The organism is Hymenobacter sp. APR13 (assembly GCF_000737515.1).
Lineage (GTDB): Bacteria > Bacteroidota > Bacteroidia > Cytophagales > Hymenobacteraceae > Hymenobacter.
In genome coordinates this window covers 1,677,305-1,699,938 of record NZ_CP006587.1, presented here as the reverse complement: position 1 = coordinate 1,699,938, position 22,634 = coordinate 1,677,305, and the positions used below count along the sequence as shown (strand labels likewise).

Annotated in this window: 18 protein-coding genes; 3 read left to right on the top strand and 15 right to left on the bottom strand. The window is 64.9% G+C overall.

Annotation, left to right across the window (positions count from 1 at the left end; all coding sequences use genetic code 11):
• Window positions 1–35: 35 nt before the first annotated feature.
• The 7 genes from N008_RS07060 to N008_RS07030 all read right to left on the bottom strand — a co-directional run bounded on the left by N008_RS07060 (window position 36) and on the right by N008_RS07030 (window position 9,153).
• Entirely contained in the window at window positions 36–464 is a 429-nt protein-coding gene (locus N008_RS07060) for a carboxypeptidase-like regulatory domain-containing protein (protein ID WP_044014820.1), read from the bottom strand.
• A 531-nt stretch (window positions 465–995) separates the two neighbouring features.
• The gene (locus N008_RS07055; RefSeq protein WP_081910657.1) at window positions 996–2,807 is read right to left on the bottom strand and encodes a peptidase; all 1,812 of its coding nucleotides are present in this window, start codon (window positions 2,805–2,807) and stop codon (window positions 996–998) included.
• Window positions 2,808–3,019: 212 nt separating this feature from the next.
• Complete coding sequence (locus tag N008_RS07050; protein ID WP_044014818.1) at window positions 3,020–3,340, bottom strand: hypothetical protein; 321 nt, start codon at window positions 3,338–3,340, stop codon at window positions 3,020–3,022.
• 236 nt (window positions 3,341–3,576) lie between these two features.
• Window positions 3,577–5,163 (bottom strand): DUF1501 domain-containing protein, encoded by a 1,587-nt coding sequence (locus N008_RS07045; protein ID WP_044014816.1) that lies wholly within the window; start codon window positions 5,161–5,163, stop codon window positions 3,577–3,579.
• Between the two features lie 103 nt (window positions 5,164–5,266).
• Window positions 5,267–7,000 (bottom strand): DUF1800 family protein, encoded by a 1,734-nt coding sequence (locus N008_RS07040; protein ID WP_052381293.1) that lies wholly within the window; start codon window positions 6,998–7,000, stop codon window positions 5,267–5,269.
• Window positions 7,001–7,292: 292 nt separating this feature from the next.
• Window positions 7,293–8,462, bottom strand: coding sequence for a S1C family serine protease (locus N008_RS07035; RefSeq protein WP_197062965.1), 1,170 nt, complete (start codon window positions 8,460–8,462; stop codon window positions 7,293–7,295).
• Window positions 8,463–8,568: 106 nt separating this feature from the next.
• Window positions 8,569–9,153: an RNA polymerase sigma factor gene (locus N008_RS07030; RefSeq protein WP_044014814.1), complete on the bottom strand. Its 585-nt coding sequence runs from the start codon at window positions 9,151–9,153 to the stop codon at window positions 8,569–8,571.
• A gap of 132 nt (window positions 9,154–9,285) precedes the next feature.
• Between N008_RS07030 and N008_RS07025 the strand changes: the two genes are divergently transcribed.
• Window positions 9,286–9,537 carry a hypothetical protein gene (locus N008_RS07025; RefSeq protein ID WP_044014812.1) on the top strand — a complete coding sequence of 84 codons (252 nt, stop codon included), beginning with the start codon at window positions 9,286–9,288 and terminating at the stop codon, window positions 9,535–9,537.
• 468 nt (window positions 9,538–10,005) lie between these two features.
• Here the strand turns inward: N008_RS07025 and N008_RS07020 are convergent, their stop codons facing one another.
• The 5 genes from N008_RS07020 to N008_RS07000 form a co-directional block, all read right to left on the bottom strand.
• Window positions 10,006–11,784, bottom strand: a complete 1,779-nt coding sequence (locus tag N008_RS07020; RefSeq protein ID WP_156109078.1) for a hypothetical protein — start codon at window positions 11,782–11,784, stop codon at window positions 10,006–10,008.
• Window positions 11,781–14,036, bottom strand: a complete 2,256-nt coding sequence (locus N008_RS24025; RefSeq protein WP_044014808.1) for a DUF4175 family protein — start codon at window positions 14,034–14,036, stop codon at window positions 11,781–11,783. Before N008_RS24025 ends, N008_RS07020 begins: the two co-directional genes overlap by 4 nt.
• Complete coding sequence (locus N008_RS07010; RefSeq protein ID WP_044014806.1) at window positions 14,036–15,640, bottom strand: BatA domain-containing protein; 1,605 nt, start codon at window positions 15,638–15,640, stop codon at window positions 14,036–14,038. Before N008_RS07010 ends, N008_RS24025 begins: the two co-directional genes overlap by 1 nt.
• A gap of 230 nt (window positions 15,641–15,870) precedes the next feature.
• A complete protein-coding gene (locus N008_RS07005) occupies window positions 15,871–16,746 on the bottom strand; it encodes a DUF58 domain-containing protein (protein ID WP_044014804.1) in 876 nt (291 codons plus the stop codon).
• Between the two features lie 136 nt (window positions 16,747–16,882).
• Complete coding sequence (locus tag N008_RS07000) at window positions 16,883–17,866, bottom strand: AAA family ATPase (protein WP_044014802.1); 984 nt, start codon at window positions 17,864–17,866, stop codon at window positions 16,883–16,885.
• 191 nt (window positions 17,867–18,057) lie between these two features.
• Between N008_RS07000 and N008_RS06995 the strand changes: the two genes are divergently transcribed.
• Window positions 18,058–18,924 carry a hypothetical protein gene (locus tag N008_RS06995; RefSeq protein ID WP_156109076.1) on the top strand — a complete coding sequence of 289 codons (867 nt, stop codon included), beginning with the start codon at window positions 18,058–18,060 and terminating at the stop codon, window positions 18,922–18,924.
• A 7-nt stretch (window positions 18,925–18,931) separates the two neighbouring features.
• Here N008_RS06995 and N008_RS06990 read toward each other — a convergent pair whose 3' ends face one another.
• A complete protein-coding gene (locus tag N008_RS06990; RefSeq protein ID WP_044014798.1) occupies window positions 18,932–19,555 on the bottom strand; it encodes a DUF4159 domain-containing protein in 624 nt (207 codons plus the stop codon).
• A 216-nt stretch (window positions 19,556–19,771) separates the two neighbouring features.
• On the opposite strand from N008_RS06990, the gene N008_RS21420 reads away from it, so the two are divergent.
• Window positions 19,772–20,386: a porin family protein gene (locus tag N008_RS21420; RefSeq protein ID WP_052381291.1), complete on the top strand. Its 615-nt coding sequence runs from the start codon at window positions 19,772–19,774 to the stop codon at window positions 20,384–20,386.
• Between the two features lie 119 nt (window positions 20,387–20,505).
• Here the strand turns inward: N008_RS21420 and N008_RS06980 are convergent, their stop codons facing one another.
• On the bottom strand, window positions 20,506–21,186 hold the full coding sequence (locus N008_RS06980) for a hypothetical protein (protein WP_156109074.1): 681 nt from the start codon (window positions 21,184–21,186) through the stop codon (window positions 20,506–20,508).
• A gap of 112 nt (window positions 21,187–21,298) precedes the next feature.
• Complete coding sequence (locus N008_RS06975; protein WP_044014794.1) at window positions 21,299–22,624, bottom strand: TldD/PmbA family protein; 1,326 nt, start codon at window positions 22,622–22,624, stop codon at window positions 21,299–21,301.
• Between the last annotated feature and the right edge of the window lie 10 nt (window positions 22,625–22,634).

Here is a 22,634-nt window from a genome sequence, read left to right as displayed (position 1 = left end):
CTGAGCGCGCACCAACACCTAGGTGGCCGCCGCGCCTACTTCCGGCTGCGGCCTTTGCCGCCTGACGGGACCAGCACCACCGTAACGGGCAGGAAGTTGCTGGCCGACAGCTCCTGGCCTTCGCGGCCCATGTAGTCGTAGCGGATGGTATTAATGCCGGCCGGCACCTGCAGCACATAGTGGCCGTTGGCATCGGTGCTAACGGCGGTGGTGGTGCCTTTCAGCAGGATGGTGGCGCCACGCAGCGGCCGTTTCTGCTCGTCCAGTACATAGCCGGTTAGGTCTACCAACGCCGGGGCCGCAGCAGCCGGGGCGGCTTCGGGAGCAATAGGCTCTGGCAAAGGCGCCGGGGCAAACCGGGCTGTTAGGTCCTGCGCCTGTGGTGCGTCGGTTTCCTGCGCGAAGGAATTGGTGGCGGACAGGCTGGCCACGAGCAGCAGGAAGGAGGCAGCAAAGTGTTTCATACAACTGTCTGGTTGGAGTGGACGCAAGAAGACGTTGCAACAGGTGGTAGCAGGTAGTGGAGCGGAATAGTATCTAAAGTATGTAATACTTGGGTATGTTCAAAAAGGTTAGTAAGCGCGGATTTTGCTGTGAGGTCGTCCCCTGGGCCTGCGTAGGCAACGTTTTGGCCCTTAAAACGTGCTTATTAACGGTTTTTAGCCAGGAGGTAGGCTTGCGGTTTTTCATTAAGCGGTGGAGGATAATTATTTATAGTGCTATCATTTTAGTGGAATGATCATATTATAAAATCATGAAAAGCGCAGTGTTGTAGTAAGTCGGACGCACAAAGGCCCGGCCCGCAGAACTGCGGACCGGGCCTTTGCGGGAGTTGGCAGGTGTGCAGCCGGCCGGCTGCCCGCTGTTGCGCACGTAGCCGTCGGAAACAAGCCCGGCACAGTAGCGCAAACTGTGTAGTTCGCGCCCTCGAACGACTATGCCTCGAACGGCGCGAGGGCGCTAATTACACAGTTCGCGCTACGGGCCAACGGCGCTTACTGATTTTTCAGCCACGCCTGGCGCTGCGTGAGTTGGGCGGGCGTGGGGTTGGGCATCACCGTGAGCTGGTAGCGTTTCACCTCATCTTTGGCCTGCAGGCGGCAGCGGATTTTCTTCTCGGCGCCTGCGTGCCGGATGGTCAGCTCGCTTTCCTGGCCGACAGGGCTGGCTTCGATGCGCTGGAAGACGGCGCGGGCGTTGGTGAGTTTTACGGGCTCACCTTGATAAGCCACAAACTCGTCGCCGTTGGCTAAGCCGCAGGCCTGCAGGGCCGGGCTCACCTGCTGAAACAGAAGGTGGCCCTCCGCATCGGGGCGGAAGCCGGTGCCGAGCGTGGCCAGGCGGCGGCCGGTGCGCTGCAACGGCTCGTAGCGCACGCCCACGGTGGCGTAGTACTCGGCCAGCGGCAGGGGCTGGGCCTGCTGCACGTAGCGCGCAAAAAAGTCGCCGATTTCGGGGTAGGTGAGCTGGGTGAAGTCCTGGAAGAACGTTTTTTCCGAGAAGGGCTTGTCGGGGCCGTAGCGCTTGGTGAGCTCCAGAATGACTTCGCGCAGCCCGCGCTTACCGCCCGACAGCTGCAGCAGGCGCAGATCGAGCAGGGCCGCCGTGAGGGCGCCGCGCTGGTAGATGTTGCCGTACTGGCGCTGGCCTTCGTCGGAAAAGGAGTTCAGGCCCAGCTTGCTCAGCGAGTAGGTGGTGTCGGTGCGCTGGCGGTCGTAGGCAATCTTGCCGCTCATTTCCTCCAGGTACTTTTCCAGCGGCATCAGGCCGCCGCGCAGCTGCATCATGCCGGCCGCCCACTCGGTGGTGCCTTCATACAGCCACAAATGCTCGGAGCCGGTGGGCTGCACGAAGTTGAACTGCTGGATGATTTCGGAGTGGATGTTGAGCGGCGTCACGACGTGGAAAAACTCGTGGGCGGCAATGCTGGTGATGCCCGCCGCCGACTCCGGCGTGAGCGGCTCTTCGCGCAGCACGTACTCCGAGCTGTAGGAATGCTCCCAGGCGCCGGTGCTGCGGTCATCGAAGTGGTAGAGGAAGGTGTAGCGCTGCACCGGCAGCTGCACCAGAAACTGCTGGGCGGCCGTCAGCATCTGCTGCATCTCCTTGAGCAGCGGCTCGGCCTGCACCTGGTCGGTGCGGGAGTAGCAGAACAGGTCGATTTTGGTGGGGCCGAGCAGGGTGCTGGCCTGCGTAAGGCGGCCCAGCAGAAACGGCGAGTCCACGGCCTGATCGTAGTTTTTGGCGGCGTAGTAGCCCTGGGCATCGGCCGTGAGGGCCGTCCCGATTTTCCAGGCGGCGGGGTAGTTGAGCTTGATGCGCAACGGCCGGGCCTGCCAGCCCTGGGGGTAGCCCAGCACGGTCTGGCCATTGAGCAGCGCGTGGTCGGTTTCCAATGACGAGCCGCACATGCGGTAGATGCTGTGCTCGGTCACGGGCGTGTCCCAGGTTTCGGCAATGGTGTAGCGGATTTCGCGCGTCTTTTCGGGCTTCAGCAGTTGCCACTGGTTGGTGGAAAGCTGCTTGGACGGTAGCAACCGGCCCTTCTTGTCGAAGGCCTCAAACTTGCGCACAAAGCGGCCGATGTCCATCACCTGATACGTGCCAGGCGCCGTGGCCGCAAACTGATAGATGCCCTGTTCTTTGCCTAGCTTCGGCAAGGCCAGCTGCACCTGAAACTCGTTGCTGTTGGCGGCCGGGTCGATGGAAATGGTGTATGTAAGCGGCTCCTGCGCCCGCGCCGTGAGCGGCACCGACAGCAGAGCAACAACAAGCAGAGAATGCGCCAGGCGCAACAGGTTTTTCATAGACAAAGAAAGTCCAAAGAGAAGAAAGGTGGCGCCTCAGGCGGCCGGCCAGGCAGTGTTGCCAAGGATAGCAAAACTGGTAAACCGTTGCTTGGAACCGGAAAATTGGGCTTTCAGGAAACGCGAAATATCCAGAAACAGGTCCGAGCCTAACACAAAAAAGCCTTCTGTTTCCGCAGAAACAGAAGGCTTTCAGTTGGGCGTCGGTTGCGCTAAGCAGGTTTGGCGCTGGTGTGTGCCGCGTCCTTCTTATGGCTGTCGTAGCTGGTCTCGCTGTCGTCGCTGATAGCGTCGGCGGCCTTCTTGGCGGCGATGATGGCAATAACGGCTACGCCGGCAATGCCCAAAATGAGCTGGGTGGTGGTGAAGCGTTGCGAGGCTTTCTTGAGCAGCACTCCGCTGTGCTTGATGAGGTCGTCGAGCTGGTCGGACTCGCCCTGGAATACTTTGTAGCCGCTTTGCAGGGCATTGATAACGTCTTCGGGCAGGATCTTTTCGATTTCCTTTTCTACGTTCGAGAGTTGAGTGGCCATATAGCGTAAAGGGAGAGAACAGTGAAACACAAAGCCGGTGGCGCGGCCCCGGAGCCCCTATACGCGAAAACCCGCCGCCGGTTTTTTTGGGGATTAGGGATGAAGGATGAAGGATCGTGGATAAGGGAGTAGGGCCCTGGCAGACTGGCCCGACCGCAGAGCAGCTGCCACCTGACAGTACGCCGCCATTGCTACGCTCCCTCATCCTTCATCCCTAATCCTCCATCCCTCATCCCTCATCCCTCCACCACAACCAGCCGCGAGCTGACGCGGGCGCCTTCGCGCACCTGGCAGTGGTAGGATCCGGCGGCCAGGCCCGTGGCAAACGGAAGCTGGCGGCGGCCGCGGGGCTGGTCCCGGTCGAGGAGGCGCGCCACTTCGCGGCCCAGCGCGTCGAGCACCACCACCTGCACGTGGCCGCCTTCACTCTCAAACTCCACCGTGGCGTGGTCGCGCACGGGGTTCGGAAACACGCTGAAGCCCGCCACGTTGGTGGCGGCCGCCGTGCTGGTGCCGTTCACGATACCGGGCCGGATAACCGGCACGTTCGGGAACTGCCCGAGGCTGGACGGCAGCAGGGCGTTGAGCGTGGCCTGCGGCACCCGGAACCAGTCCTTGAGCACATTGGCATAGATGGCCCGGAAGTCGAACTGCATCGGCACCTGGTCGTTGACGCCGGCATTGGCGGGCAGCACGGGGTTATTGCCGTGGATGACGGGGTTGACGCTGGTGCCGAACACGATGAGCGGGGCCGCCGCGCCGTGGTCGGTGCCCTTGCTGGAATTGGCTTTGATGCGGCGCCCGAACTCCGAGAACGTCATGCCCACCACCCGGTCCTGCACCGCGAGGCGGCGCAAATCGTCCTGGAAGGCTTCCAAGGCCTGCGAAATCCGGCCCAGCAGCGTGGCGTGCGTGCCCGTGGTGGTGCTGCCCGTAATGGGCACCTGCGCCGCGTGCGTGTCGAAGCCGCCGAGGTTGCAGACGTACACCCGCGTCTGCAGGCCACCGGCCACCAGTTGGGCCACAATCTTGAGCTGGTCGGCGAGGGAGTTCTGGCCGGCCGCGGGGTAGAGCGGCGAGAGGTTGCGGGCCCGCGCTGCCGCCGCCTGAATGGCGGTGGTGTAGATCTGGGTCTGGGAAATCACCTGCCGGATAAAAGTCAGCTCGTGGCCGGCGGGCGTGTTGGGCGCCGTATCAACCCCGCCCGACAGCAGCTGGTAGAACGAGGTGGTGCTGGCAATGGCCATGCCCATGTTCACGCTGGGGCCCTGCACGCAGTTGCTCACCACCGAGCCGATGCTGATGGCCAGCGGATCGGGATTCTGGGCGCTGGGGTAGCCGGTGGGGTAGTTGGCATACTCCGAGTTGAGGTAGCGCCCGGCCCAGCCCGAGGTGATGGTGACGTTGGAGTCGGAGGCCGACGTCCAGATGTCGGTGGCGCGGAAGTGCGAGTAGTTGGGGTTGGGGTAGCCCACGCTCTGCACCACGCCAATCTTGCCGTCGTCGAACAGGTTTTTCACGCCCGCCATGGCCGGGTGAATGCCCGTGGCGGCGCGCAGCGGCAGCACCTGGTTTTGCGGAATGGCAATGTCGGCGCGGGCGTTCATCAGGGCCGAGTACTGGTCGGTCGGGATGATCATGTTCAGCCCGTCGTTGCCGCCGTTCAGCTGAATCAGCACCAGCACCCGGTCGGTCTGGGTTTCGCCGCCGGTCAGCTCAAACAGCTCCGGCGAAAAGCCGTACGCCCCAATCGGCAGGCCGCCCAGCAGTGTGGGTAGCACGGTGGCGGCCGCGGTAGTCTGGAGGAAATGTCTGCGTTTCATACTTCGTGTTAATGGTTAAATGGCTGATTGTTGAATTGCTGACAGCCAGATGGCCGCTGCCTGAGTGAGCAGTCGGCCAATAAGCCATGCAGCCATTAAGCCATTAAGACAGATGATATTCGGCCAGGCCCATGAGGGTGCGCAGCAACGACTGCAGCTTGGTTTGCACGGCGGCGCGCTTGGCGGCGTTGGTGGGCGCGGCTAGGTACTCGTTCCACTCTATCGTCCACTCGAAATCGGGCAAACCCGGCAGCAGCGTGTCGTTGAGGTAGGTGAGCTGCGTGGGCGTGAGCTGGATGGGCGTCAGCAGCCGGGCCAGCTCCGCAATCAGCAGGTTGCAGTCGGCGGCGGTGGCGGCGGGCAGGGCCAGCACCAGCGCAATCGGGTCGATTTTGATGGTGGCGCCGCTGGTGGTGTAGCCGTTGTTGCTGATGAGCAGGTCGGTGAGCTGGTTGCGGCGGGGCAGCGTCACGGCGTTGATCCACATTTCGTAGTACTGCGGCGTCTGCCAGTAGGCCGGCCAGCCCGCCACGTTCGGCGGGTCGCCGAGCAGCTGCTGCTGCACGTTCGTGACGCCGTTGAGGTAGTTCCACATGGCGTACTGGGCTGTGACGTTGGTGGCCGCCGGAAAGGCCACCTGCAGCTGCCGGGCCGTGCCCACCGTGAAATCCAGCGGGCTCTTAATCACGCAGCCCATGTTCACGTTGTCGAAGAAATGCTCGCTCCCGAGCAAGGCCCGCAGCACCGGCGCCACCTCGTAGTTGCTTTGCAGCAGCAGCTGGGCCATGGGCTCAATCACCTGGGTTTCGGTGGTGGCGTCAATCACGTAGTACACAAACCAGCGGTAGAGCTTGCGGCACAGGAAGCGCGCCGTTTCCTGCTGCCGGAACACCAGCGCAATCAGGGCCTTATACTCCTGGTCGGTCTGGTTGCTGATGGTGGCGTTCTGGAAGGCGCTGCTGAAGGTTTTGGTGGTGGTGTCGTGGCGCGAGGCCGTGAAGTAGCCGGCCTGGGTGGTGGCGTTGTCGCGCCAGCCCGTGAGCACGCGCGCGGCGGCCTGCACGTCGGCCTCGGTGTAGGTGGTGTAGTTGCCGGTCCCGATGAGCGGGCCCTTGCCTACCGTAAACAGCTCCAGCAGCTCGCGACCGTAGTTTTCGTTGGGGGCCGTGGCGGTGCTCTGGTTGCCGTTGAGGTAGCGCAGCATGGCCGGGTTCACCGTCACGTCTTCGGCCAGGCGCTGAATATTGCCCAGCGCGTGGCGGCGCAGTAGCGCGCAGTACTGGTAGCCATAGCGGGCGTCGTTGATGTCGCCGAGCTCCACCACAAAGTGGTTGTGCCAGAACAGCGTCATCTTCTCCACCAACGACGGCCCCTGGCCCAGCAGCTGCCCCAGCCACCAGGCCCGCAGCGAGGAGCGCCGCACGCCCTCAAAGTTCTGATCGAAGGCCTGCGTCACCCAGGTCTGGCCCAGCGGCACGCTCGTATCGGTGGCCGACACGTTGAGCGGCGGCGCGGGCGCGGCCGGAGCCGTGAGCAGCGTGGTGAGCACCTGCGGCAGGCTCCGGCCGGCCGCCGTCAGGATTTCGGCGCGGGTGGGGCCGAACAGCGAGCGGCGTAGTAGGTGCGCGGCCTGGGCGTAGCCCCACGGGCCCGTGTAGGGGTTCAGGCCGGCCGTAGAGCGGGGCGCGGTGGGCAGGCTGGTGTTGGCGTAGCGGCTCACGGTTTCGTCGCCGGAGCCGGCGGGCGGGTCGGTACCGGGGGCGGGCGGCTCCGGCACGGCGGCGGCCGGGGCTACCAGGGCAGAAGCGGGTTTGCGGAGGAAAGCTCTACGGTCCATTGGCAGGTAGTTGAGGTGGAAGAGGCAGCAGCTGGTAAACGCCTTGAAAGGAAGAGGTTAATCCGGCACATTACAAGGCTGTGTACTATCGACTTATTAAAATAGTGAAAGTTTAATAGACGATTCTTTTCAGGGTGCCATGCCTTTCTTGAAAGAGTGCCGCCCGCCCGCCCCAAACCCCCGGCCCTGCGCCCGCAGCCCGGTTCCTGGCTTTTGGGTGCCGCCCACAAATCCACAAAAAAAGCCCCGCCGGATGAGGGCGGGGCTTGCAAAAAAACGGAAGGTGCCGGGGCTATTCGTAGACTTTCACCACAAACACGTAGTCCTGAAGCTTGCGGATCTGCTGGGGCCGCGAGGTGCCGGCCAACTGATTGGTGCGGGGCAGGTTGTAGGGTTGCGCCGGCGTAGCGGCCGCGCTCAGCGAGTCTACCAGCCGCATCAGATACGACGACTTGGTAGCGAAGGCCGCGCTCTGCGCATCCATCTGGCGGCCGCTGATAATGCCGATCAGGTTGCCCCGATCATCCAGCAGCGGGCCGCCCGAGTTGCCGGGGTTCACCGGAATGCTGATCTGGTAGAAGGCCGAGTCGCCTTCGAAGCCCGAGCGGGCACTCAGCGAGCCGTCGTTGAACACCAGGTCCTCGCGCGGATAGCCCAGCGTATACACCTTCTCGCCCAGGTCGGCGGTGCCGCGCTTGAAGGAGTAGGGCAGGCGGCCGAAGCCCGTAAACTGCTTGTCGTTGATGCGCAGGATGGCTAGGTCGTGGGCCACGTCGGTGAAGACCGGCTCGGCGCGGTAGCTGCGCCGGTCGCGGCCCTCAATCAGCAGCGAGTCGGCGCCCTGAATCACGTGGTAGCTGGTCACCAGGTAGCCATCGGCGGTGAGGGCGAAGCCCGTGCCGCTGAACTTGCCAGGGTTCACGGCCTCCGGTGCCGGCGCCTGGCCCCGGATGGCGCGGTTCATGGCCAACTGGGTGCGGCGGATGCGCTCCACCTCTTTGCGCAGCACCGTGTAGCCATACAGCGACGGTTTCTGCGAGGCGCGCCACCACTCAATGCCCAGCAGCGTGGTGAACACGGCCAGCACGGCCACCGAGGCGGCCACCATCATGGTGGCGCGGTGGCCCTGCCAGAACCGGCGCAGCTGCTGCTCGGTGCGCGAAATGTGCAGCTGCGGCATCAGTGGGTTGCCGGTTTCCAGCACCTCGCCGTCTTCAGCGTCGGTCAGTTTCACAGCCTGCTCAGCGTCCAGCTCGGCCTGAATGGCGCGCAGCTTGCGGCGCACGCTCAAGCGCTGGCCGTAGCTGTGCAGCGTGCCGGTCAGGGAGGTGAAATCGGCGTAGCGCTCGGCCAGCACGGGGTCGGCGGACAGGCGGCGCTCCAGGTCGGTGCGCGCCGGCGCCGCCAGCTCGCCACGCTGGTAGGCCTCAAATAAAGCGTAATAGTCAGCTTCCGTCATCATAGGGCTAAGCGGGTGGGTGAGGTCCGCCATTTTCTGGTAAAGCCTGAGAAAGAAAAAGGGTGGCTGCCGGTGGGCAGCTGTATTTCTTCAACAAGCTTCGTAGTAATCATGTCTCACTTTCCTGGTACTGCGTGAAAAAGAGCTTTTTCAGCCGCACTAGGCACTTGTACTTCTGGTTTTTGGCATTGTCGGCGTTGGTGTAGCCGAAGTCCGCCGTGAGTTGCTGCATCGATTTGTCGAGCAGATAAAAGCCTTCCAGCAACGAGCGGCACGGTTCGCCGAGGCGTTCCATGGCTTCGTTCATGGTGGTGAAGCGCCGGTCCCGCTCCTCGGCTTCCTCCAGGTCGGCCTCGGCCCCTGTTTCCAGGAAAGGCTCGTGGTCGTCGAGGCGGGTGCCGAAGCGGGTTTTCTCGGCGAGGCGTTTCAGCCAGAGGCGGCGGCACACGGCGTAGAGGTAGGTTTTGATCTGGCAGCTCAACTCCAGGGAGTTGTCGCGCACCTTCTCGTAAAACACCATTACGCCTTCCTGGTACACGTCCCGGGCGTCGTCCTCGGTGCCGCTGTTCTGCAGCACATAGTGCGACACCATGGGCAGATGCAGCCGGTAGAGCTGCGCCAGGGCGCGGTCGTCGCCGCGGCGGATGGCCGCCACGAACTCGTCGTCAGTATAAGAAGCAGTGGCCTTCGCCATTCACTTTAGCAGTTAATACCCTGGAAGCAGTGGGGTAACCCCCTACGAAAATAAATTTCAAGGGTGGGTTACCTTCTGGCTTTTTCCGGATGAACGGGGTTTTCAGACAAATTTTCCAAACTTACCACAACGATGAACAACCTCCTGAAGGTATCCGCTCTGTTCTGCGCCGTAGCTCTGGCTTCTTGCGAGTCTAAGCCTGCCACCACCGAAGCTACCACCACCACCGAAACCGGCACCGTAGAAACCACGGCTCCTGCTATGGACTCGACGGCTATGGCTACCGACACCACGGCTATGGCTGCTCCGGCTACCACCGAGGCTCCTGCTACCACCACGGAGGCTTCGTCGACCACGACGACCACCACCACCGAGCAGAAGTAATTGACAAGGAGCTGACTTAGGTCAGACTCCTGCAGAAGCCCGGCTTCCTTCGTGGAAGCCGGGCTTTTTGCTTTTTGGTTGCACAGCTAGAAATAATCTAAAAATATTTAAGTATTTGGTATTTAAAATGCAAACTTTGCGCGTTGGCTTGCTGAGTTGTTGCCGCCGCCACATAGTTTATCTAACGTACCCTCGCCGTGCCGCGTGCTTCGAATCGTATTACCACTCCGCTAAACGCCTTTGCGAGTGAACTAGCCGCCACAGAGCCAGTAAGCTCAGAAGTGCCTACCACGCCGGCTGAAGAAGCGCCCGTAGCCAATTCTGTGTTTATGATAGGCGATTATTTGGTAGGAGACGGTGAGGATGCCAAGCTTGGTGGTCATCCTGATATCCGGTATTAGCAACTGTCAAACTGCTCCCACCGGAAGTAAAGAGAGGGTGAATCGTTAAGGGCTCTATACTGGCCGATTAGAGTTTTTCCTCCAGCCACAAAAAGCCGGCAGCCAGCACAAACAGCGCTACAAACCAGCCGGCGGGCCACGCTATCTGCTGCTGTGCCGGGGTTGATGCAGCAGCAATACCTGCTGGTTGGAGTAGGGCAGACGCACGGCGTAACTGCTCTGCCGCCTGCCAGTCCTGTGCTCCGAAAATATACAACCATTGCGCCGGCAGGCCGGGCCGCTGCAACTGCTGCCAGCCGGATTGGGTTGGCCAATAGGTGGCAGTGCTCCACTCCGGCAGCAAGGCATCCTGGCGTAGCGCCAGCCGGCCCAGCGGCCCACCAGCGGCATTCGATACCAGCGCTGGCCGGGTAGCGGATGCAGCGCCGCCGGCCAGCTGCAGCGCTACCGGCAGCCCGGCGCGCGGCCAGGGCTCCAGCGCCATCCACTCGGTGGCGGCGGTTTCCGGCCGGGCGGCCGCAGAAAGCAGCCGGCTCCAATAGGCGGCGTACGTGGCGGTTTCGTTCTGCAGCACCCACGGATACGTTTCAGGCAGCACCGAAACCACCACCGTGCCCACCCCCAGGCGCTGGGCCGCCACCACCGCCCGGGCCGGATTGGCAATGCCCACCAGCAGCCGGGCTGGGGCACTTAGCTGCAGGGTAGCGGGCACCACGGCTTTGGTGGCCGGCCACGCTAGGCGCTGCGGCCGGTCGGTGGCGGGCTGGGGCAGCACGCGCATGGTGGTGGCACCGCCCAGACTGCGTGGGGGCGTGGTGGTTTCGGCCAGCACTACCAGGCCCAGGCCCGCCGTGCGCTGGGCCGTGTGTACGGCCTGCGCCTCGGGGCCGGCAAGGCCGCCCAAAGCGGCCGCGTCGGCCACTACTACATCGTAGCGGGCCAGCAGCGCCGGCGTCAGGCGGCTGAGGTCGGTGGCGGGCTGGTTGCTGAACTCGGTTTGGGTGAGGCCGCGGCTGATGCCGGTGCGCCAGGCCACGGCGTGCTGCCGCGCGGCCAAGTGGTTGCGCAGGAACTTCAACTCAAACGAAGGCGTGGCCGCCAGCAGCAGCACCCGCAGCGGACGAGTCGGCAGTACTTCAGCGGGCACCGGCTCAGCAGTCAGCAGGCGGCGCAGCGGCCCGGCCGAAACCGTGGCTACCAACCGGCCGGCAGCCTTGGGCGTGTAGCGCAGTTGAAACCTGCCACTGCCGCCCGGGAGTTGCACCGAGTCGTGGGTGGCGCCGGCAGCTTGCAGCCGCACCCACACCGGGCCGGGGGCGGCGGCGCGGTAGCGGCCTTCCACCACCAGCGGCTGGCCCAGCTCCAAACGTCGGTTCCAGGCGGCGGCCTGAAAGCCGGCCGGGGCAGGCGGCGTGTGCCAAAGCAGTCGAATGGAATCCAGCTCTGGCACTACGGCGGCTGGCAGCCCGGCGCCCAGCAGGTGCAGGTAGCGCAGCGCCGGCCGCTGCTCGGCCAGCGCGCCCAGTCGGGCCACGGCCACGGCCACGGTTGGAACGGCCGCACCGGAATCAGGCGCATAAAACCAAACACGTGTAGCCGGTCCCAGGCGGCGCAGCAGGGTCCGTAGCGTGTCGGGCTGGTAGCCAGGGGTGAGCAGAATGGCTTCGGAACGCGCCACCGATACGGTGTGCCGGGGCGGGAAGGCAAGCAGCCAGAGCGCGGCTACGGCCACCAGCCCGGCCAGCACACGCAGCAGCCGGCGGCGCCGATCGGGGCGGTAGAAAGCGGCCAGGGCCACGCCCAAGCCCGCCAGCAGGCAGGCGCTCAACAAAACGTAAAACATCATAGCGCTTGCAGGTAGCGTTGGCCCAGGCGGTCGGGGCGGGGCGAGCGGGTGGGTGCGGCCGGCGGCGCCGGGAGCAGGGCGGCCAGGGCTTTTTCGGCGGGCGCGAAGCAGGGGGCGCAGGTGGGGCGGGCGGCGCGGGCATCGGCAGCCAGCTGGCGCAGGGCCCGCACGGCGGCCAGGTAGGCGCCGGGTCGCTGCAGCGCGGCCTGGGCTACGGCCTGCCCGGCGCGGTCCAGCAGCACGGCATCAGCAGATGTGGCGGGCTGGCCGGCGCGCAGGGCCGCCAGCAGCCGCACCGCCGCCCTAATTTCGGGCTGGGTGGCCGGGGCCTGCAGCTGACGGGTGTGGCGGGGCGCGGCGGCGTTGCCCAACTCACCGGACAGGCGCAGGGTGGCTTCTGGCAGGGCGGGCGGGTTGTAGCCGGCGTTGCGCACGTAGGCGCGGGTTTGCTGCTGCACCTGCTTGAGCAGGCGCAGGGCGCGGTACTCGTAGGGCAGAGCCTCGGCGGGCTTGGCCAGCCGCAGCCGCAGCTCGGCTTCCCACATCTGGCTGAGTACCCCGCGCAGCTTGGCTTTCACCTCGGGTTCCAGAAAGTCGGCGGTTTCGGAGTCGTCGTGCTTGTGCACGTAGGCATCCATGAGGGCCGCGGCGCCGCTGGCAGCGCTGGCCTCGCCGGCCGGCGAGTGGTCGGCGTGGCCGTGGTCGTCGTGGCCGGCGTGCTCGGCGGGGTTTTCGGTGGCGTGGTCGGTTTCGCCTTGTTTATGGTCGTCGTCGTCTTTATCGGCGGCGGAAGGGCCGGCGGTTTCGCCGATGCTGCCCTCGAATTCTTCGCCCAGAAACTTGCCGTAGCGCAGGCGCAGCACCTTTTGGTCGAAGCCCAGGTTGTTGCCGCGCTCCGCGAAGTCGGTGGCCGTCAGCCTGGGCTTTTCAGCCAGCAGCTTCTCGGTGTCGATGATGATCTGGCGCTGGCTGCGGAAGTAGGCCGGCACCACGTTCACGCTGAGGGAAATGTCGGTGAGGCCGTCCTGCACGGTGGTGTCTTCCCACTGCACGAGGTAGGTGTCGGAGCGGGTGAGCTGGCGGAAATTGTCGCGGGTCTGGACGTAGAAGTACACTTCGTCGCCGTAGGTGAGGCCCAGCGCCGGCAGGTTCAGCACCGAGGCCAGCGTGGCCTGCCGGGGCTGGCCGCGCAGGGCGGCGCTGAGGTTGGTGACTACCTCCCTGAACTTCACGGCCTCGCCCTGGCCCTGGGCCACGGTGGCCACCAATTGGGCCTCGCTCAGGCCGTAGTCGTCGCGCAGAGCCACGCGCACCGCCACCTGCGGGCGCTGGCCGAACTCGATGAGGGTGTAGGGCTTGGGCGTCTGGAGCTGGAGGGTGGGGGCGCGGTCGGGCTGCACGTCGAGGGCGTATTCCTCGGAGTTCTGCCCCGCGAAACGCAGGTGATACAGCCCCGACGTCGTGGCCGGCAGCTCCACCACAAACTGCGTGGGCTGGCCCGCCACGGCCCGAAACGGCCGCCGCAGTTTGCCCATTTCCAGCACGGGCGGCGCACTACCGGCCGCACTCACCTGCACCGTCCAGCGCACCCGCGAGCCGGCTGGACAGCTGAAGCTCAGGCCGGTGGGAGCATAAGCAGCCCGGCGCGTGTAGGCCGGCGGCTGCACCCGGATGCGGGTGCCCAGCAGCCGGGGCGGCGCCGACTGGCCCGGTTTAGCGGCCGCCGTTTCCACCGCCGGAAAGCGCACAGCCAGCAGCGGGTCTGGTTTAGGCTGGGGAGGATGATAAAGCCAGCTGCCGGCCGCCAGCAGCAGCAACGCCCCCACGCCGCCTGCTACCGGCTTCCAGGCGAACGGCAGCAGCTGCGGCTGGGCCTGCTGCAGCTCCGCCAGCCGCTCATTGATGCGCTGCTGCTGCAGCTGCTCCAGCAGGTTGAGGGGGCGCGCCGGGTTGGGCAGCAGCAGGCCGGTGCTGTCTTCCAGCGAAGGATAGAGGCGGTCGAGGCGGCGGGCCAGGACCGGCAGGCGGGGCTGGTGCAGGCGGTAGAGCAGCAGCGCCACCACAACCAGCAGCGCCACCAGTAAGCCGATTAGCACCGGCGCGGCGGTGGGCCAGTGCCGACACCAGGCCCACCCGGCTAGTCCGGTCGCCGCCGCCAGTAGCAGCACGGCCCCGCTGGCGCGGCGGGCCTGGCGGCGGGCAATGCCGGCCAGCAGCGCCGGGCCGGAAAAGGTATCGGTGGTGGTCGGCATCAGGCGGTAGCAAGGGTAGGCGAAACAACGGACCGACGGTAGGCCAGGCCTCTTTCCAGGGCAAACAACAGCAGGGCCGCCAGCACCACCCAGGCCCGCACATCCACCAGCACCGGCGGCGGCAGCTGCCGCCGGCCCTGGGCGGGCAGACGGCTAACTGGCTGCCACGGCGCTGCACCCAGCTGCCGGGCATCCAGCCGGCGGCGCTCGCCAGGGGCGGGGCGGGCGGCAAACAGCGGCGCATCGGCGGATTCGGTGCGGAGCAGGTGCAGCAGCAGGGTGGGCAGGGCGGCGGTTTCGGGGAGGCTGGTGGCGGCGGGCTGCAGGTGGGTGCGCAGTAGGTAGCGGCTGCCGCGGCCGGCCGGCTCGCGCAGCAGCACCGGCTGGCCGGCCCCCGTCTGCCAGACGACGACCTGACTGGCCGGAACGCGGCTGGTATCCAGCCGGAGCACCTCCACGGGGGCGGCGGCATCGGGCAGGAGGCCGGCCAAGTGGAGGTGGGTGGCGACGGGCACACCAGCGGCGGCGGTTTCTTGCCAGAGGTGGCCGCCCTGCCGTGCCCGTGCCAGCCACGCGGCCGGAACTGGGTCGTCACTCAGCCAAAGTAGCCAGTCAGGCGAGGCGGATAAATCGGCGGCAGGCGTCACGGTGCGGATTTCCAGCGGCCGGGCCAGGCCCGGAGTCACGGCCTGCAGCGCGGCGCGCAGGTAGCGGGCGGCGACGGCGTGGCGGCTATCTGCATACAGCACCACCCGCAGCGGCTCGGTTTGCACCACCACCTCGGGCTGGCCGTCCTGCTGCAGTCTGGCCGGATTACCGGCCTGGTAGCGCAGGCCGGCCAGCCCGGCCACCGCCAGCGGCCCGTTGCTGCGCGGCCGGGCCAGGCGCACCATCCGGAACGTTGTGCCTTCTTCCTGGCTGCTGCCCACGAGCAGGCGTAGCGAATCAGGCGAAAACTGCCCGGCCTGCGCCAGCCACGTGCTGGAATCGGGTAGTGTGACGGTTTGCCAGCTGAGGCGCGCCGGCAGGGTGGGGCGGGCGCCGCGGAAGTGTGGCAACGCCGCGCCGCTCAGCACCCGCAGCGGCCGGCCCGGAAACGAGTCGGCGGCCTGGCGGGCGCGCAGCCAGTAGTCGTCGGGGGCGGCGCCGGTTGTTGGCCGGAGTAGCGCCAGTGAATCGGGCTGCTGCCAGGCGGCGGCGGAAATCGGGCGGAAGTTGGGCGCGAACTGCCGCAGCTCGTAGCCGCGGCGGCGCAGCGAGTCGAGGGTCGGACGCAGGCTGGGCAGCACTTCGGGATGCAGTACTTCCGGAGCCAGCAGTACCAGGCCCCGCACCGGACGGGCCGGGCGTTGCTGCTGCCATTGGGGCCCAGCCAGGGCCAGCGCTACCAGCCCCACGATGGCGGCCCGCAGCAGCAGCAGCGCCAGCTGCTCCAGCCGCAGGTTGCGCAGGCGGCGGTTGGCGGCGGCCTGCAGCCAGCGCACACTGCCCATAGGCACCGTGCGCCCCGGCCGCCGGTTCCATAAGTGAATAGCCACCGGAACCGCCAGCGCCAGCAGCGCCAGCCAGCCGGCAGCAGCATCAGAAAGAAGAATCGTGGGCAAAACGAACGGCGGTGAAGTGGCGGAGGAAAGGTCGTGAATTTGAGCTGCGGGCTGCGTGTGGTGGGTGAGTGAAGTTGTGGCGTAATAAAGGAACGTCATGCAGAGGCGCAGACGAAGCATTTCGCGTGCTGATGTAGGATTACTATTGCAACGTCAGCACGCGAGATGCTTCGGCTGCGCCTCTGCATGACGTTCTTTTGGCTTCACTGCTTCATTACTCTGCCAACCTGCTACCCCATAGAAACCCGGCGGCGCAGGAACTCGCGGATGGCTTGGGTGAGGGGTTCGGCGGTGCTGAGTTGGTGGTAGTCGAAGCCGTGGCGGCGGGCCTGCTGGGCGGTGGCGCGCAGCCACTGTTGCAGCTGCGGCTGCCAAGTGGCGCGCTGCTGGTCGGCGTTGAGCTGCAGGCGCTGGCCGGTTTCCAGGTCCTCGAACGTCACGGCGCCGCGGAAGCTGAAGTTGAGCTCGTTGCCAGCCATCAGATGCAGCAGCAGCACCTCGCCCGAGGCGGCACGCAGGCGCGTGAGCAGGCGCTCCATTTCGGCATCCTGCTCATACATATCGGTGGCGCACACCACTAGGGCGCGCTGGCGGCGGGCCGTGAGGGGCGCCAGGGTTTCCTGAGTGGGGAAGGTGCCCGCCGCTTCGGCGGTTTCCAGGGCGTGGTAGAGGCGCGGCAGCTGGCGGGCGTCGGCGCGGGGCGGCAGGTGGCGCAGGCCGGCCGGGTGCAGAATCGTGAGGCCTACGGCGTCGCCCTGCTGCTGGGCCAGGTAGGCCAGCGCGCCCAGCAGCAGCCGGGCGTAGTCGAGCTTGGTGAGGCCGTTGTCGTCGGGGTGGTTCATGCTGGCGGTGGCATCCAGCACGAGGTGCACGGTCAGGCTGGTATCTACGTCCGACTCGCGCAGGTAATAACGGTCGGAGCGGGCGGCCAGGCGCCAGTCGAGGCGGCGCAGGTCGTCGCCGGGCTGGTAGGGGCGGTACTGGCTGAACTCCATGCCCGCGCCCTTGCGCCGGCTCAGGTGCGCGCCATGCAGAAAGCCTTCAGCCGCCCGCTTGGCCGCCAGCGGCAGGTTGTGTAAGGCGTGAAGGAGTTCGGGGGAAAGCATGTGGTTAAGTGCAAGGAGTGAACGTCATGCTGAGCTTGCCGAAGCATCTCTACGCTTCGTTGATTTACTATTGCAACGAAGCGGTAGAGATGCTTCGGCAAGCTCAGCATGACGTGCTTTTAGACCGCCCCAAGCCCTACACCGCCACCGCCTTCAGCAGCGCGGCCACGGCGTCGTCGGAGGTTAGGTTTTCGGCTTCGGCGTTGAAGTTGAGCAGCACGCGGTGGCGCAGCACGGCCGGGGCCAGCGCCCGGATGTCGTCGAGGGTAGCGGCGAAGCGGCCCTGCAGCAGGGCGCGGGCCTTGGCGCATAGAATGAGCGCCTGCCCGGCGCGCGGACCGGCGCCCCAGCGGCCGTAGTCGCGGATGAACTGTACCTCCGAAGTGGCCGGGCGCGTAGCCCGAACCAGCCGGTTCACGAAGCTCAGCAGCTCGGGGCTCAAGCTCACCTGCCGCACCAGCTGCTGCAGCTGCCGCACATCCTCGCCCGCCAGCACCGACTTCACCTCTGGACGCGCCGTGCCGGTGGTGCCGCTCAGCACCGCCAGCTCCTCCTGCTCGGTGGGGTAGCCGATGCGGATATACAACAGAAACCGGTCGAGCTGGGCCTCGGGCAGCGGGTAGGTGCCGCTTTGCTCGATGGGGTTCTGGGTGGCCAGCAGAAAGAACGGCTTGGGCAGCGCGTGCTCCTGGCCGGCGTAGGTCACGTGGCCTTCCTGCATGGCTTCCAGCAGCGCCGCCTGCGTTTTGGGTGGCGTCCGGTTGATTTCGTCAGCCAGCACTAGGCTGGCGAAAATGGGGCCTTCGTTGAACTTGAATGAGCGGTGGCCGGTGCCGTGGTCTTCCTCCAGAATCTCGGTGCCGAGGATGTCGGTTGGCATCAGGTCGGGCGTGAACTGGATGCGGCGGAAGGGCAAGTCGGTGGCCTGGGCCAGGGTGCGCACGAGCAGGGTTTTGGCCAGGCCCGGCACGCCTTCCAGCAGGGCGTGGCCGCCGGCCAGCAGCGCCACCAGCACCTCATCCAGCACGGCCTCTTGGCCCACAATCACCTTGGCAATTTCCTGGCGCAGCGGCGGCAGCTTCGCCAGCAGGGCATGAACAGCAGTTTCAGTTGAAATCACAGAGAAAAACAGAAGGTAGAGGAAGGCTTATAAAGTCTGATGCAAGGTTGGTTTTTCGGCTTCTAAACGGCCATAAGGCAGGAAGCTGATGGAAAGGTAAAGTCGGAGGAACGGCCCGAATGGTTTGCCCACCGGCCACCCTTCGTGCACTTTTGATTCATCCTTATCCACCTCGCCACATTCACTGCATTATGAACACGTTTACTGGTTGCCGGACGCTCTTCTACAAACGCGCTTTGCTGCTGTTGGCTGCATCGGGAATGGCCTTTGCTGCTGCCGCCCAGCACCGGCACCAGGAAACGGCCAACCCCAGTGCCATCAGCGCGCAACAGCTGCGGCAGCTGCTGGCCGGCCCAGCGGGCGCCACCGGCCCTGTGGCTAGTGTCTTCGCCAGCAACGACTCCAACCGTGCCACGTCGCCAAGATACGAGCAGCCGGCAGATGCCCCGGGCCGGGCCGCCGACGCCGGCACCCCGGCGCCAGCAGCCACTCCTGCCACCGCGGGCCGCAACGTGCTGCGCGTGGATCTGGCCAACATGGTGTTCGAAAACGCGGTCAACTATGACTTGTTCACCCCGAAGCCCTGGGCGCTGCCCTTGTTGCTCAGCTACGAGCGGCAGCTGGGCAAGCGCACCAGCGCGGGCCTGGAGGTGCTGCTGAACGGCGGCAACTCCGAGCAGCGCCGGGGCGGCGGCGGGCTGCAGCTGCGCTACTACGCCGTGCCCAGCCGCCGGGTGTCGGCGCTGGCGGGTTTCTACGTGGCTCCTACGGTGTCGTACCGCAAGATTGGGTTTCAGGATGAGCGGATTCTGGCCGGCAAGCCCTACGCCATGGTGCGTGCCGCCGGGGCTGGCGTGTACGGCGGCTGGCAGGCCGGCACCCGCCCTAACGCCCACGGCCGGCGCCTGATTCTGGACGTGGCGGTGGGGGCCATGCACTGGATGCCCACCAGCACCACCTTCAACAACGAGGCCGCCGTGGAAAATACCTACGAGTACCGCTGGACCCGCACCCGCACCGCCCTGGATGCCCGCATCGGGCTGGGCGTGCAGTTTTAGGGCGCCACTACGCCGTGAGGGCATACAGCAGAATGTTCACCCCGAACTTGGTGTTGTCTTCGGCCAGGAACCGCTTGTTGCGGAAGTCGTAGTCCCACTCGCAGCCGTAGTCTTTGTTGGAGTAGAGCACGCCCAGGCGGCCGTTGATTTCGATGCCTTTCAGGTAGTCGTGCACCAGGTCGTCGCCCCAGCCGTTGAGCTCGAACGAGGTGGGTGGCGGGCCATCCGGAAACTGGAAAAACTGCGAGTAGATGGCGTGGGTCTTGGGTATTTTCTTCAGCGCCCCCGCCCCGAAGCACTGCCGCATCTGCTCCTCAAAGCTGCGCGCAAACAGCCCGTCGATGTCGTGGTTGCAGTCATCCACGAACACGAAGCCGCCGTTGCGCACGTACTGGATGAAGTTCTTTTTCTCCGCGGCCGAAAACTGCACCAGCCGGTGCCCCGATAGGTAGCAGAACGGGTAGCGGAATAGCTCCGCCGAGTCGAGGGCCACTACTTTCTCCTTCTGCACCACCGGCACTTTGGTGTACTGAATCATGGAGTGGAGTAGGTTGGTGGGCATCCGCTCGTCTACGCCGTTCCAGTCGCCGGAGCGGTATTGCAGGCGCACGAAGGTGAAGGGAGCGGGCATTTATTTTGGGGTGATGAGGTGATGGAGTGATGAAGTAGCAGGTTTTGCGGCAGCCAACAGCTACAGACGCAGCAGTGGCCGTAAGGTGGCTTGGGCAGCAAAATACTGCCGAGGTGTTACCTGAGAGGCCAGCGGCGAAAAGTTATGCGCCGGGATATATGCGTACCGGCGGCTGGATGCGTTAAAGTATTCTGCAACAACAAGCTACTGCGCGCTATGAAAACACACACCTTCTTGCTACTGCTCCCGCTGCTGGCGGCGGCGGCCACGGCCCACGCTCAGGTCGGCATCAAAGCCGGCGTCAATGGCGCCATTCTCAACGGCGAAAACATCGGGATGGACACGCGCTACAAAACCAGCTACCACGTAGGCGTCTTCGCGCGTATTCCGGTGCTGGGGCCGCTGTCCATCCAGCCCGAGGTGCTGTACTCGCTGCAGGGCTCCGAGTTCCGCTCCACGCTGGCCAATTACGACACCAAGCTGCACTACCTTAACGTACCGCTGCTGGCTCACGTGAAAGTGGGGCCGGTGTACGTGGAGGGCGGCCCGCAATTCGGCCTGCTGCTAGGCGCCCGCGAAGACGGCACGCTGCTCATCAGCGCCGCCGACGGATACGGCCCAGTAGACCGCGACGCCGCCAACAACTACAAAAAGACCGATTTCAGTCTGGCCGCCGGAGCCGGCCTCGAAGTCGGGTCGTTTATTCTGGGGGCCCGCTACACGGCCGGCCTCAACGACGTGAACGACGTGGCCGACCTGAACGGCGCCAACGACCCGCGCCTGAAAAACCGCGTGATTCAGGTGTCAGTGGGCTTGAAGTTCGGCCACTAGGATCACGGATTAGCGCGGATTTAAGCGGATTTCACGGATTTTGTGGATGGCTCGCACTTCGTGGTGGATGGGACGCACTTTGTGGTGGAGGCTGACTTTGCGTGTGGCGGGTGGAGTGGTTAGTTGCCGGTGTTGCCGGCGGCGGTCTGCTGCTGGTTGTACTCACCGATGATGCGCACCATATCTTGGTAGCGGTAGCCTTCTGTGTTGTTGCGCACTCTGTCGGCAAGTGTGGGCTGCGTGCTCAGGTACTGGCTGAGCTGTTCCATGAAGTGGCTGCGCTTTACTTCCACCAGTTCGCCGCCGCGCCGTAGAAACCAGCGGTTGTTGGTGTACGGGATGCTCAACACCGGAATCAGCGCCGCGCCCGGTATTGGAATGGGCAGCGGTACAGCCCTGGCCTCAGCAAAATTGAACAGCTCCACCGGGCCGTCTACCAGTCGGGCCGCCAGGAGGTGCAGGCTTTTGCCACCTATAACAAGCGTTTCGGAGTACTGCTCGTGCACCATCATGCTCCGGATTTTGTCGACGCTGATGGTGTGCACTTTCGGCACTGGCCGCGCTTCCGGGTGCTCGTAGTAGAAGGAAATGCTCCGGGCGAAGCCATTCACACTTTTAGGGAAGTAGGCTTTCACCAACCGGCTCTCCGGCGTCGTTACCTCGCCCAGCGCGTAGCCGCTCCGGTTGCTGGTATCGGCTAGCTGCCGGGCGGTGTCGGCCGGCGCCACGGCCGGGCTTTGCTGGGCGTGGCCTGCGGTGGTGGCCATCCATAAAAATACGCCGGGTAGAAAATGCTTCATCAGACAGAAGGAATAAAATAAGACACTACAAAAACGGCCTCTCCGCGCTGCCAGGCAACACAAAGAGGCCGAAGATACAAAGTACTGTCATGCCTGACGTATCGACATCACCCTACACCGCGTCGGAGAGGCTGGTGAACGTGAAGTCGCGGATTTTCAGCGGGGGCACCATGTTGCCGCCCAGCCGCTGGGCCTTGCCGATGGCCTCGATGTTGTTGAGCATAATCACCGGGCTTTCGTTGAAGCGCATGTTTTTGATGGGGTGCTTGATTTTGCCGTTCTCGATATAGAACGTTCCGTCGCGTGTCAGGCCCGTGACGAGCAGCGTCTGCGGGTCCACGTCGCGGATGTACCATAGGCGCGTGACGAGGATGCCCTTGGCGGTGCCTTTGATGAGGTCTTCCACGCTTTGGGTGCCGCCTTCCATCACGAAGCCGCTCGGGAAAGCCGTGGCCTGCTTCTTGTTTTTCTCGGCCCAGAAGCGCGAGTAAAACAGGTTTTTCACCACGCCTTTCTCCACCCAGTTCATGCGCTTCACGGGCAGCCCGTCGCCGTCGAACACGCGGCCGGGGGCGGTGGCGTTCAGCGGGTCGGAGTAGATGGTCACGCGCGGGTCGAACATCTTTTCGCCGAGCTTATTGCCGCCTCCCTTTTTGCTCAGGAACGAGCGGCCCTCATCGGCCTCACGGGCGCCCAGCGCGTAAATCAGGCGGTTCAGCATGCCCTCGTCCGACACCAGTGCGGCCGGCTCCAGAATCACCGTGTACTTGCCCGGCTCAATGGCCTTGGCATTCACCGAGCCCGAGGCCTTGTCGGCGGCGCGCTTGGTGAGGGCCTTGGCGTCGAACTTGGTCACGTCGGTGTAGTCGGCCACGGCGTAGCCCGAGCCGGTGCCGTCGGGCGTGCGCACCGTTACGGAGAAGTCGAGGTTGGTGAGCTGCTGGTAGCCTTCGAGGCCCTTGTTGTTGCGGATGGCCGTGAAGCTGGGGCCGTCTTCGAGGTAGCCGGCGGCCGTGAGCTTGCGGGCTTCGCAGAGCGCAATGCTGTCCTGGGCCACCTGGGCCCGGAAGTCGGGCGTGATGCCGGCCGTGCTGGCGGCGTAGGTGGTGGGCGTCAGGTATTGCTGGGCCCCCAGCATGGGCATGTACTCGGGGTCTTCGGGGGCGAGGCGCGCAATTTCCTCGGCCCGCTGCACGCAGCGGCGCAGGGTGGCGTCGTCGAACTGGTTGCAGGTGGCCACGCCGCTGCGCTTGCCGAAGCGCGCCTCCACAGCCAGACTCACGTTGCTGGACGAGCCGGCCGTGCTGACGTTGTTGCGGGCGTAGCGGATGTTGCCGGTAGTGCGCCCATCAAGCTGGGCCGCGCACTCGTCGGCGGTGGAAAAGCTCAGCACCTTTTTCAGGATGGCCTGGGCTTCGTCTTGGGAAAGAATTGCCATGTAGTTTGAT